The organism is Glaciecola punicea ACAM 611 (assembly GCF_000252165.1).
GTDB lineage: Bacteria > Pseudomonadota > Gammaproteobacteria > Enterobacterales > Alteromonadaceae > Glaciecola > Glaciecola punicea.
Map to the genome: position 1 here is coordinate 83,318 of NZ_BAET01000002.1, position 12,204 is coordinate 95,521.

Annotated in this window: 13 protein-coding genes and 1 pseudogene; 9 read left to right on the forward strand and 5 right to left on the reverse strand. The window is 42.7% G+C overall.

The annotated features are described in order from the left end of the window. The first annotated feature begins 81 nt into the window (after positions 1-81). From GPUN_RS00375 to GPUN_RS00385, 3 genes are all read left to right on the forward strand, one after another. The gene (locus GPUN_RS00375; protein ID WP_006002264.1) at positions 82-1,182 is read left to right on the forward strand and encodes an efflux RND transporter periplasmic adaptor subunit; all 1,101 of its coding nucleotides are present in this window, start codon (positions 82-84) and stop codon (positions 1,180-1,182) included. A 147-nt stretch (positions 1,183-1,329) separates the two neighbouring features. Then, positions 1,330-4,407 carry an efflux RND transporter permease subunit gene (locus GPUN_RS00380; RefSeq protein ID WP_051987255.1) on the forward strand — a complete coding sequence of 1,026 codons (3,078 nt, stop codon included), beginning with the start codon at positions 1,330-1,332 and terminating at the stop codon, positions 4,405-4,407. A gap of 58 nt (positions 4,408-4,465) precedes the next feature. Beyond that, positions 4,466-4,804, forward strand: a complete 339-nt coding sequence (locus GPUN_RS00385) for a hypothetical protein (protein ID WP_006002268.1) — start codon at positions 4,466-4,468, stop codon at positions 4,802-4,804. Between the two features lie 167 nt (positions 4,805-4,971). Here the strand turns inward: GPUN_RS00385 and GPUN_RS00390 are convergent, their stop codons facing one another. Beyond that, complete coding sequence (locus GPUN_RS00390; RefSeq protein WP_006002270.1) at positions 4,972-5,457, reverse strand: GreA/GreB family elongation factor; 486 nt, start codon at positions 5,455-5,457, stop codon at positions 4,972-4,974. 246 nt (positions 5,458-5,703) lie between these two features. Here GPUN_RS00390 and GPUN_RS00395 point away from each other — a divergent pair, with 246 nt between their 5' ends. The 3 genes from GPUN_RS00395 to GPUN_RS00405 all read left to right on the forward strand — a co-directional run bounded on the left by GPUN_RS00395 (position 5,704) and on the right by GPUN_RS00405 (position 7,267). Beyond that, positions 5,704-6,153 (forward strand): phosphate-starvation-inducible protein PsiE, encoded by a 450-nt coding sequence (locus GPUN_RS00395; RefSeq protein WP_006002273.1) that lies wholly within the window; start codon positions 5,704-5,706, stop codon positions 6,151-6,153. 425 nt (positions 6,154-6,578) lie between these two features. Beyond that, positions 6,579-7,049, forward strand: a complete 471-nt coding sequence (locus tag GPUN_RS14500) for a hypothetical protein (protein ID WP_006002275.1) — start codon at positions 6,579-6,581, stop codon at positions 7,047-7,049. Further along, positions 7,049-7,267: a helix-turn-helix transcriptional regulator gene (locus GPUN_RS00405; protein WP_006002277.1), complete on the forward strand. Its 219-nt coding sequence runs from the start codon at positions 7,049-7,051 to the stop codon at positions 7,265-7,267. Before GPUN_RS14500 ends, GPUN_RS00405 begins: the two co-directional genes overlap by 1 nt. Before the next feature lie 165 nt (positions 7,268-7,432). On the opposite strand, the pseudogene GPUN_RS00410 reads toward GPUN_RS00405, so the two are convergent. Further along, positions 7,433-7,741: pseudogene (locus tag GPUN_RS00410) on the reverse strand (pirin family protein); the annotation flags it as partial. A gap of 50 nt (positions 7,742-7,791) precedes the next feature. Beyond that, positions 7,792-8,670 carry a LysR family transcriptional regulator gene (locus tag GPUN_RS00415; protein WP_006002279.1) on the reverse strand — a complete coding sequence of 293 codons (879 nt, stop codon included), beginning with the start codon at positions 8,668-8,670 and terminating at the stop codon, positions 7,792-7,794. A 154-nt stretch (positions 8,671-8,824) separates the two neighbouring features. Between GPUN_RS00415 and GPUN_RS00420 the strand changes: the two genes are divergently transcribed. Further along, positions 8,825-9,325 carry a lactoylglutathione lyase family protein gene (locus tag GPUN_RS00420; RefSeq protein WP_006002280.1) on the forward strand — a complete coding sequence of 167 codons (501 nt, stop codon included), beginning with the start codon at positions 8,825-8,827 and terminating at the stop codon, positions 9,323-9,325. 57 nt (positions 9,326-9,382) lie between these two features. Here the strand turns inward: GPUN_RS00420 and GPUN_RS00425 are convergent, their stop codons facing one another. After that, complete coding sequence (locus GPUN_RS00425; protein ID WP_006002281.1) at positions 9,383-9,565, reverse strand: hypothetical protein; 183 nt, start codon at positions 9,563-9,565, stop codon at positions 9,383-9,385. A 102-nt stretch (positions 9,566-9,667) separates the two neighbouring features. On the opposite strand from GPUN_RS00425, the gene GPUN_RS00430 reads away from it, so the two are divergent. Together GPUN_RS00430 and GPUN_RS00435 are read left to right on the forward strand one after the other, a co-directional pair. Then, positions 9,668-9,880: a hypothetical protein gene (locus tag GPUN_RS00430; RefSeq protein WP_006002282.1), complete on the forward strand. Its 213-nt coding sequence runs from the start codon at positions 9,668-9,670 to the stop codon at positions 9,878-9,880. A gap of 71 nt (positions 9,881-9,951) precedes the next feature. Then, positions 9,952-10,806 (forward strand): phytanoyl-CoA dioxygenase family protein, encoded by an 855-nt coding sequence (locus GPUN_RS00435; RefSeq protein ID WP_006002283.1) that lies wholly within the window; start codon positions 9,952-9,954, stop codon positions 10,804-10,806. Between the two features lie 305 nt (positions 10,807-11,111). Here GPUN_RS00435 and rarD read toward each other — a convergent pair whose 3' ends face one another. After that, on the reverse strand, positions 11,112-12,074 hold the full coding sequence (gene rarD / locus GPUN_RS00440) for an EamA family transporter RarD (protein WP_051987256.1): 963 nt from the start codon (positions 12,072-12,074) through the stop codon (positions 11,112-11,114). Between the last annotated feature and the right edge of the window lie 130 nt (positions 12,075-12,204).

The window sequence follows — 12,204 nt, forward strand, 5'->3', positions numbered from 1 at the left end:
AATATTATGAACTGCATGTTGCTTTTCTAATTGTAGCTTTTACATCATCTTCATGGTTAACCATTTATAAGGAATGAATACATGCTCCAACTTAAACGCTGGCTAATCACCATTGTTTCCCTACTGGTGATTATTGCGGGCTTGGGCTTTGTGAAATTTACGCAAATAAAAGCGGCAATGGCCTTTGGTGCGTCTTTTCCTGAAGCCAGCGAAACAGTGGAAGCAACTAAAGCACGGTGGTCTAGCTTTCAGCCGACCGTCACGGTAGTGGGCCAAGTAAGATCTAAAGCAAGCGTTGATGTACGTAATGAAGTTGAAGGTATACTGACCACGGTAAATGTGGGATCGGCTGCTAAGGTCAACAAAGGCGACATATTAGCGCAGTTCAATGTAGACACCGAAATGGCGCAGCTAGATGCTGTGAAAGCTCAAATTGACTTAGCTAAACTTGAAGTGCAACGCTTTGCCGATTTGCTGAATGTGCGTGCATCTTCAAAAGAGCAGCTTGATCGTGCAAGCGCTCAGCTTGCCATAAATAAAGCACGTGCGCGGGCATTAGAAGCTACCATTGCTAAAAAGACCTTAATCGCGCCTTTCAGGGGATACACCAGCATTCACGATTGGAAAGTTGGTACTTACTTACCCGCTAACACTTTTTTTATAAATGTTACGGGGAAAGATAAGGCCGTGTGGGTTGACTTCAATCTGCCACAAATTTACGCTAATATTAAAGTAGGTACCTTGATAATGGTGAATGCTAAGGCATTGGCCAGCGCGCGCCCTTTACAAGACGCTAATGCTGCCACATCAGCAACCATAGTAGCGGTTAATCAACAGCTAAATACAAGTTCGCGCACACTGCAAGCCCGCGCTGAAATAGTTAGTCCGCCGCAAAACATGCGCCCCGGCGCAGTCGTATCGCTACAGCTGCCGACGGGCGATGAAAAGCCGGTTATTCCACTGCCTAACCAAGCTATTCGCTACGACTCTTTTGGCAGCTTTGTATATGTGCTAACTAAAGACGATGAAGGCAATTATAGAGCGGCCCGCAAGCCTGTAAACGTGGTGAGTAAAGAGGCCGATTTAAGCCACATTTCAAGCGGCGTTGAGGCCGGTGAACTAGTGGCTACCGTAGGCTCAGCTAAACTCTTTCCCAATATACTAACGTACGTTAAAGAATAATCAGCATCAGAGCAATCTGTTACGCACTTTCCATACTCATCGCACAATTGTAAGCAGGCACTATAAGTGAATGACAAAATAAACAGCGGATCTAACACGCTAGACAAACATGAAGCCGGTGCCACTTTATTAAACACCCCTTCCAAAATGGACATTTTTAGCAAGCGCCCGGTGCTTGCTATTGTGTTCTCGCTAGTGCTTATACTGCTTGGCATACGCGCTGCCATGAATATTTCGGTACTGCAATTTCCGCAGATCAGCAGTGCGTCTATCCAAATAACAACGCCTTATGTAGGCGCTTCAGCCGAAATTGTGCAAGGGTTTATAACCGAACCCATTGAACGGGCTGTATCGTCGGTGCCGGGCGTTGACTATATAGATTCAAACACCACACCGGGCCTGAGTTTTGTAACCGTTTGGCTTAAACTCAATGAAAACAGTTCATCCGCATTAGCGGAACTATCATCACGTATCGATCAAATTCGCTTTGAACTGCCCGAAGGCGCTGAAGACCCCGCTATTCAAGTTGTAAGAGCCGACCGTCCCTTCGCTATTTTTTACTTAACCGTAAATTATGATGAAGAAAACGCAGGTATGTCACGCTTGGAAGTAAGCGATTACTTATCCCGAAATGTCTCGCCTACTTTGGCTTCAATACCCGGTGTTCAGCGCATTGGGCTTGAAGGCGCGCGCTCACCGGCCATGCGAATTTGGCTAGATCCACAAAAAATGGCGGCGCTTGATGTCGCTGCCGACGACGTGTCTAGCGCACTTCGCGCTAATAACTTAATTGCCACAATAGGCAACAGCGAGAACGATCAGCAGCGCATATCGTTATTAACCGACACCAGTTTAAGCAGCGTAAAAGAGTTTGAAAATTTGGTTGTGCGCGATAGCAATAACAATCAGGTAAGAATTCGTGACATCGCCACTGTTATGTTAGGCGAAGAAGAAGGCGTCACCACCGCTCGTTTAGACAAAGAGCAAGTACTGTACATATCGGTTTGGCCCCTGCCCGGCGCGAATGAGCTTGAAATTGGCGATCGCCTATATGTAATGATAGACGAAATAAATAAAACCTTGCCTAGCGGCTTAAGCATTACCGACGGCTTTGACGGCACTATTTATATGCGCGACTCGCTGCGCGAAATATTCATCACCCTAGCCGAAACGGTGTTGTTGGTAGGTCTAGTTGTGCTGGTAATGATGGGCTCGTTTCGTACCGCATTAGTGCCCTTAGTGACTATTCCTATTTCGATACTAGGGGCGATAGCCGCCATGTATATGGTAGGTTTTTCCCTTAATCTGTTAACCGTGTTGGCCATAGTATTGTCGGTGGGCTTGGTAGTAGACGACGCCATAGTGGTGGTAGAAAATGTGGCGCGCTACATGCGCTCAGGCATGGGCAAAATGGAAGCGGCGCTTGCCAGCTCTCGCCAGTTACTTGCGCCTATAATAAGTATGACGATTACCTTGGCGGCTGTTTATGCGCCCATAGGCTTATTAACGGGTTTAACCGGTGCATTGTTTAAAGAGTTTGCATTTACTTTGGCAATAGCGGTCATAATTTCAGGCATAGTCGCACTAACCCTGTCTCCTATTATGGCAGCTTATGCTAGCCCTGAAGGCGGCAAGGAAGGCAAAATAACCAAAAAGATAAATGGCTATTTTGAATCACTGCAAATATTTTACGGCAAGGTGCTTGATAAAACCATGTCGTTAAGATCGCAAATTTTAGTGGCTGGCTTTATCTTGTCTTTGCTCAGCGTACCGTTTTATCTACTCTCATTAAAAGAACTGGCGCCTACAGAGGACCAATCAAGTATAAACGTTATTATTGAGTCGGCGCCTGAGGCCTCTTTAGACTATACACTCACGCACATGAACGACGTGGTAGACACTCTACTTGAGCTTGAAGGCGCGACAAACATGTGGCAAATAGTGAATCCTGCGGCGGGCTTTTCTGGCCTTAACTTTGTACCTGTTAACGAGCGTAGTCAAAGCGTGCAAGAAATATACTGGCAGGCCTTTGGCAGCCTGTCGCAGGTGCCCGGGGTAAAGGCATTTCCAGTGTTGGATTCGGCCTTGCCCACCGCCGGCAACTTTTCGGTAGAACTGGTAGTACTGAGCACCGAGCCATATGCCGACATGAAAATTTACGCCGACAAAATGGTGCAAGCCGCCAACCGCTCGGGCAAATTCTTATTCGCCAGTACCGATTTAAAAATAGACCTGCCCCAAGTTCGGTTTATCTTAGATAGAGAGCGCATTGCCGATTTAGGCTTAGACTTAGCCAGCGTAAACAGGCAGCTATCTACTATGCTCTCGGGCAATTTTGTGAACCGCTACAACCAAGACGGCCGTGCCTATCGCGTAATTCCCATGCTTTCGCCTACCGAACGCTTAAACCCTCAAGCGATTATGGATTTGCAAATTCGCATAGGCGACGCCAGCACAATACCGTTTAGCGCTATTGCTGAACTGCAAACTGAAACCGCGCCTCGAGTACTGTCTAAATTCGAGCAAAAAAATGCCTTTAGAGTGTTTGGTGAAGTAATACCCGGCACCACTAAAGAGCAAGGTCTAAGTGCCCTTGAAGACATAGCGGCGCAAATGCTCCCGCAAACTTATTCTATTGACTATGCGGGTGAATCAAGACAAATTAGACTACAAGGCAGCACATTAGAAGGCGTGCTGTTAATTGCACTGGTGTTTGTATATTTTGTATTAGCGGTTCAGTTCAATAGCTTTAGAGACCCTTTGGTGGTACTGCTTGGTTCCGTGCCATTAGCACTTGCCGGGGCGATGATGTTTTCATTTTTAAACTTCACTACCATCAATATCTATTCTCAAGTAGGCTTTATAACCTTGGTAGGCCTTATTGCTAAAAATGGTATATTAATTGTAGAGTTTGCGAACCATATGCAACGCCAAGGTCTACATAAAATAGAAGCGGTCAAAAGCGCTGCAAAAACAAGGCTAAGACCCGTACTCATGACCACCGCAGCAACCGTGCTGGGTCACTTTCCCTTAGTGCTAGTGACTGGCGCAGGCGCAGAAGCGCGAAACAGTATAGGCATAATACTAGTGGCGGGTATGCTGGTAGGCACCTTTTTTACGCTAATAGTACTACCTAACGTGTATATGCTTTTAGCGTCTGACCACACTAAAGATTACGAGCGTGAACGTGATGGCGATGCAGATTTAGTAACAGTTAACTCGTAACGCTGTGCGTTCGCTGGCATCGTCACATTATTATTTATTTTTAAGGAAAGTGTAGCCCATGAACTTGTTTTTTGAACGCACTCATACCCCTGGCAAAACGATTATTGTCTTTAAGCCTTATTCAATGTATCTGCTACTTATTATTTTAGCGATAATGACCGCGCTTACATTCACCCCAGCGCTAGTGGCTTATGAACATTTTGTGTCGATACTAATGCCGGTAGCTGCCGCGATTATCGCAGCACGTATTGTTCTTATGTATAAGGTGAATAAGGAAATCCAGCAGGCTATTCGCGAAGATACAGTAAAGGTTACCGGCGGCAAGTTAAGCGCGAAGAATCCGTTGACGTTTGAGATTACACAGAGCGCGCCCGTAACACAAAAACCCGAGCTGTGATTTGATTTTCAAAATCTCCCTGTTTTTATCTTTAGTTTTTATCTTTAGCTCTTCTCACAGCCTGCGCTAATATTGTAGATATGAAAAGGCTAAGAAACGCTATAAAAAGCAATGGTATAATAAGGTGTAGATTAAGCTCGTGTGGACTAGCATGTATCTCCATTGCTTTAGACAATGTCGCTGATTAAGTAGTTCTTTTTACGCGACCCGACTGTAAACTCGAACTCATCGTCAACAAATTTCCCCAGCAAATGCCTCCCTAGCGGCGATGATGGTGTAATGACCATTATCGCCCTTTCTTCTACTACAAATTTTAGCCCGCCTGCTACGGGTGCTAGAAATAGAGATAATGACTTTTCATGCTCATCTTCTAAGATAATTAATGCGCCTACCGCAATGGCGTCACCTGGTGAATAATCGCGCGCTTCAAGCGTGCGGGTTGCTTTCAAATCAGCTAGGCATTGTGCTGCGCGCTTAGCTTGACCTTCGGCTAAATAGGCTGCCTCTAGCGCGAGCGTATCGTATTTATTTTCTGCAACATTAGCTTTGTCTGTTGAGGTGGAGTATGCCCTTTTTGCTTCAGTTAAAGCTGCTTGGTAGGCTTGTTCAAGCTCCAATATTAAATGATCAATTAGGTTTTTTTTATACTGCATATGTCTGGTTGGGCTCTTGAGGCAGGAACAATTGAAAGATAGACTTGAATGTGAGTCGACTATGTCGCTAATTTAGAATCGAGTCAATGGTACTCGCTAAAAATTGACTAGACAATATAACTTATGTTTGGGGCACGGTTACGTCTGTTATCAATATAATATGGTCGAATATTTGCTAAATTACCACACTAGCGCTATGTTAGTATCTACTTTGCGAAGCGTCAATTCAGGTAATTAAGCTCACATATGACTTCAAAAAAACAAAATGATAACGATGCTAATACAAAAGAAGACTCAGCAAAAGTCGTCGACGGGCCTGACCCAAGTGAAAAGGAGCGCTCTGTCGTTTTAGGGTTTTTTAGTATTATAGAACGAATTTTATTGTTTTTTTTAGTAATACTGACTTTGGGCGGTGTTGGCTTTGAAATCCAGACAATATTCAAGGCTAGAACAATAATCCTTGCAGACATACTGCTCATGTTTTTATATCTAGAAGTTATTGCAATGGTAGCGGTATTTTATTCTGATAGAAACTCGGTATTTGTATACCCCATCTTTATCGCAATAACCGCACTTGCCCGCCTAATAATCCTGCAGGGTAAAGACATGGATCCGCAAAACATTCTCTACGAAGCTGTCGCCATACTTGTTTTAGCAATTGCAATTGTTGTGTTACTAAGGATGAGAAAAAGTTAAAGCACCCTTTTTTAAGGAAATTACGCAATCTTCAAAGCGCTAATATAATCTTGGCATAGGGCCGTTCACCATAGGCTTTCTCGGCCCGCTTTTGAGCAGAGTCACTACCTTGCAATAAATCGACTGCGGCGACACCGCGAACACTGGCCCCGGTGGTACCTGCTTAGCGATGGCTCATAAATACGTGAACCCATTTTACTGAGTATGGAAAGGCTAATTCAAGCGAGTGCATCCTAAATATAACTATTAAACAGCACCGTGGTTGACAAAACACCGTGTCATTGCCCCTTTTTTATAACGCAAGCCCACTTTAAAATCTGCTATGATCTTAAAAATGTTCTTTAAAATTAACTTAATGTATAATATTTTTGACATGGAGTTAATTTTAAATTACTCTTCACGCATATTATCTAAGAGAATTTAGTATGGACATGTCATTTAAAGAAAAGAGCGCATGGATTTCATTTATTAGCACGGTCAGTATTTTTGGGTATTACTTCTATAGCATTTTCATGCTGATTGGTGAGCCGCCAGAAATAGCCAAAGAAGCTGCAAAAGATTATTTAATTCAAGCCGTTTTTTTAAGCATTGTGGTTGAAATATTTTTCCACGCAGTACTAAATGCAAGCAATAAAAAAGAAGCCGCATTGCAAAGCGATGAGCGTGATAAAGCTTTCGAATATAAAGCTAATAGTCTTGGTTATTCAATCTTAGTGGTGGGTGTGGTTATTACCTTAGGAAGAATAATAACGCTAGAATATAACCCCGAATTTGCGGAACAACATTCTTCGCTGCAAATTCCATTGCTAACTGCGCATATTTTAATGTTCACATTTATATTGTCTGAAATAGTGAGATTTGGTGGGCAAATATTTTTTTATCGAAGAGGCTATTAATGCTGACACAATTTCAGATTGTAAATCGGGTCAGAGAAAAGCGTTTTTTTGCTGATGAAATGACTCAGCAAGAACTGGCTGATCTCGTTGGCGTTACCAGGCAGACTATAATGGCTATTGAAAAAGGTAAGTACTCACCTTCCTTAGAAGTCGCTTTTAAAATTGCAGTCGTATTTGAGTGTAGATTTGATGATGTGTTTACATATGAAATACTATAAGTTTTGCAAGGTAGTCAGCACCTCAGCACTTCTTAGATGTAGAGGCTTGAAACAAAAAGCGGTTACATCCTCTCATAAACATATATAAAACCATTTTGCTTAGCGTCAACAGACCATGAAACAGTGCAGCCTTCCTGCAAATGTATATCTAAAAATTGAGGTTAAATAGCCTGGCTCAGACATTTTTTCTTTTGCAGGCAGATTCACCCAAAGCTGAAAACCTTGCATTCGGCCCTGCGTTTGCTGTGGCATTTCTTCATGAATAATGCCTTTGCCTACATTCATCCACTGCAAGCCGCCGTCTTCAATTACACCCGAATTACCAATGGCGTCTTTGTGGCCCATCTTACCCTTTAGCATATAGGTAACGGTTTGAAAGCCTCTATGAGGGTGCTTTGGAAAACCTAGTATATAGTCTTGTGCGTCACGAGCACCAAATTCATCTAGCATCAAAAATGGGTCTAATGTCGGCACAAGGTGAGCATAAACCCTATGATAGTTGAAACCTCAAGATAGGATTACTTTTAATTAATGGCTAAAAAACGTTTGATACGTTCGCTTATAAATTTTATACGTTGGCTTTGGCTTACTTGGGTATGGCGACACAAATATAAGGTTTCATTTACAGCAACGGATAAAATATGGATACAAATCTTGTGTTGCGCAGCAAATGCCTTTGCAGCATACATGGGCAGAACACTGAAGCCAAAGCCACGACTTACCGGCTCTAAAATAAGGCTTATTTGATTTGAAAAACCTTTTTCAGTAAATTGGCTCACATGCTCAAATTGAGGAAAGTTTCTGCTTAATAAAGTATTACAGTGATGGTTGCCATCAGGGTGTGAAATAAAACCCAATTGCAGTAACAAGTCCCAATCAATTTTTTGAATACTGCTGTGGGTAACTAATACAAGAGCTTCTTGTCCTATTGCTTCGCACAAGACATCATCGCATGAACTTGGCTGTGTCATTATGCCTAAATCAACATGGCGCAGTCTCACGTCTCGTTCAATGCTTTTGTTTGGCGCAAATGCATGAGTCATGATTAATTGCGGGTGCTGCTGTTGTAAATCGAGTAAAAATGGATAAAGGTTTAGACCTATACTCCCGGGGGTCGACAATCTTATTCTTCCTTCGAATGCATCATCTTGCCTTAACTGTTGCCCAAGTCGCTCATTGGCAGTCACCAAGGACTGGCCTTCTTGATAAAGTTGTAATCCAGCGTCAGTTAATATGAACGACTTGCCCTCACGTATCAGCAGTGGCGTACTAAGTTGCTGTTCCAGCTTTTTTATTTGCTGGCTAACGCCCGATTGGGTCATGAAGAGTATTTCAGCGGTTCGCGTAAAATGACCGATGTCAGCCAAGGTGCAAAATGTTTTTAACCAGATGATATTAATCATTACAAAAGGTACTCAATAGTAATCCAAATAATAATTTTTCATACTTTATCATTGCGATTATAGTAAGGCTACTGAATTGATAATCACACAGACAAACAGTGATTTTTGAATATACTATTAGCCTAACTTAACACAATATTATTTGGAGAGAATGATGACAAGCGCATACCCAAGAACGTTTTCACATATCGGAATTTCGGTTCCTGATGTAGATAAGGCCGTTGAATTTTATACTCAGGTACTTGGCTGGTATTTGATCATGAAACCCACTGAAATAAAAGAAGATAGCAGTCCTATTGGTGAAATGTGTACCGACGTATTTGGAGGTGGTTGGGAAAAATTTAAGATAGCGCATTTGTCGACTGGCGACCGTGTTGGTGTAGAAATATTCCAATTTAAAGACCAAAAAAATCCTGACGACAACTTTGAATATTGGAAAACAGGCGTTTTTCATTTCTGCGTTCAAGATCCAAATCTAGAAGAGCTAGCCGAGGCTATAGTCGCTGCCGGCGGTAAAAAGCGCATGGAAAAGCCGCGCTATTACTATCCCGGTGAAAAACCTTACCGCATGATATATATGGAAGACCCTTTTGGGAATATATTAGAAATTTACAGTCATAGTTATGAATTGACCTACTCAGCAGGCGCATATTAGGCTCTTGGTCAGCAGATGCAAAATATTTATGTAAGTTTACACGCTTTCTAGGACTCTTTACAAAAACATCAGGCCTGTTGCCAAGCATTTGGCACATTTGGTATCGAGTTCTTTTTCAGTCTTATTTTCATATTTTGAAACATCTTCTGCGTTGAGAACATCACGGCCATTGGGACCAATATAGATGTACTTCGCTTTTTCAGACAGTAATAATGCAGCAACCGGAAGACGCGCTTTCATAAATCTTCGATGAGCTTGTGCCTAAAGCATCCCAAGCTTAACTTCTTTAGGTGGTATACGTAAGTCTACCCAAGATGATATTTCTGCGACTTTTGTGCCTTTATGTCAAAATCAGCTAGTTTTTTTACTAAAAACGTAATTGATGTGCTAGTGCATACCTATAGTCGCGGATCCATTTCTAACGAAGCTTTTGAGCGCCGTCTCGACAAGGTGATTGAAATGACCTCGCACCAAGCAATGATGGACCAAATCGCCGACTTAGATGCAACGCCTAACGAAGACACCTTGACCTACGCACTAAAAAACATAAACTAAATATGACAAGCTCATTAGACAGGTAATGAGACTGAAGTCTAAAAATTTATGCAAAGTTAGGAATTGAATAAATGCTCACTCAAGCACAGCAGCAAGCATATCAAACACAAGGTCATTTGGCTTTGGATGAACTATTTAGCCCGCAGCAGATGCAAACACTGCGCCAAGCCGCCCTTAAAATAGTGGATGACTTTGACCCAGAGTCAACAAGATCTGTTTTTTCTACTGACAACGCCGACACTAACCGTGACCACTATTTTTTAGCGTCAGGTGACAAAGTAAGATGTTTTTTTGAGGAAGAAGCTTTCTCATCTTCTGGCGAATTACAACAAGACAAATCCTTGAGCATCAATAAAATTGGCCATGCACTGCATGTATTATCGCCAGAGTTCAAGGCCTTTAGCCAATCTAAAATAATTTCAGATATCGCCAAAGGCCTTGGCGTTATAGCGCCTGAAATTCGCCAGTCGATGTACATTTTTAAACAGCCCAAAATAGGCGGCGTAATTCGGTGGCATCAAGACGCTTCTTATTTTTACACTATGCCAATGTCGGTAGTCACATTTTGGTTTGCGATAGAAGATGCCACATTACTCAACGGTTGCCTACAAGTAGACAAAGCAGGTGCAAATTTCCCTCTAAAAGAGCAATTTAAACGCTACCCTAACGACAGCACTGAACTTGTACAATTAACAAATATTAAATGGCCAGCAAATGAACGGGCCTTACCATTAGAAGTAAAAGCAGGATCGCTTGTAGTGTTTAACGGTGTTTTGCCACATTTTAGTGAAGCTAATCGTTCTGATAAATCTCGTCATGCTTTTACCTTGCATATTACCAGTGCACAAGCGCAGTATGACAAGTTAAACTGGTTACAGGCAGAGCCGGTTCCGTTAACTTCAAGCTCAGGGCTGCTATCAAATTGATGCTAAAGAAGAGCTTGGCAAACTACGTTTACTGGCGATTAAAGATTTCTTAGCGAATATCGTTACCACTGCTCGTTGGGTACTTGGTCAGGCATTTGCAATCGTAAGACCAGCCACAAACAAAATCACCCAGTTCATATAAAGCTCACAATTAGTTTTGGGCCGTCCCCTAACAATGATCGAGCGCTGAGGTCGTCCTCACTTCTAGGTGCCAACAACGTACGTCGGACTTTTTGGTAATACATGGGGTGTAGACGTAGCCATTACTTGACTAGAGGATTACAAAGTTAAAACAAATTATTTCACTAAGGGCTTTGCACAGCCTTCTTGAGTTTACGCTCAGCCCTATAAGCCGTGACCGAGTCGTACGTGAACAATCCAAGCGCTGACCACACAAAGATAAAGGTAACTAGCCGGGCGCTTGATAAAGGTTCATCGTACATAAAGGTGGCTAAGCAAAACATAATACTAGGCCCAATATACTGTAAAAATCCTAGTGTGGAATACCTTAGTCGACGAGCTGCTCCCGTAAAGCACAGCAGCGGCGCGGTCGTTACAATACCAGCGCACATAAGCACAATATTTAAGTGAGATGAATTTTGGGTAAAATTGCCGCTCACCTCAGCAAACCATACCCAATAAATAATCGCTGCGGGCAGCATCATAAGTGTTTCTATAAACAGGCCCGGCATGGAATCAACTGCCACTTGCTTGCGCAAAAGTCCATATATGCTAAAACTAAACGCCAGCGTTAAGGCTATCCACGGCAATTCGCCATAGGTAAAAAGCAAAATAAGTACACCAGCAAGCGCAATTCCCACCGCTACTTTTTGCAGGGGCCGCAATACTTCACCCAAAAATAGGCGGGCTAAAAACACGTTAATTAGGGGGTTAATGTAGTATCCTAAACTCGCCTCTAGCATGTAATTGTTGTTAACGGCCCAAATAAATAGCAGCCAGTTAAGTGCAAGCAGCAAGCCCGCAATAAATAGTGTTTTGAGGACTTTCGTTGAAGCAATTGCCACGCGCACTTTAGCAATACCGCGCAGACCAAGCACCAAAAAACACAGCACAAAAACAGACCACACCACCCTATGCATGAGCACTTCGGGGGCTGGAATAGCGGTAAGCATTTTGAAGTAGATAGGCGCAAACCCCCACATACTATAGGCACAAAGGGCAAATATTATGCCTATTTTAGTTTGATCATTTGCTTGAGCGTTCACGTCGTGTCCAATAGCGTAGCGCGACTTTATAGCGCTACGCATAAAGCCTTGAGCTGAATAGGCAAGTATTGTCGCAGTATTGCTTATCGGCATGCAAGGTCTGTTTGTACTACACCGACAAACTATCCCGCAGATCATTAGATTACCAGTGCAAATATAAGTACAATAGGTT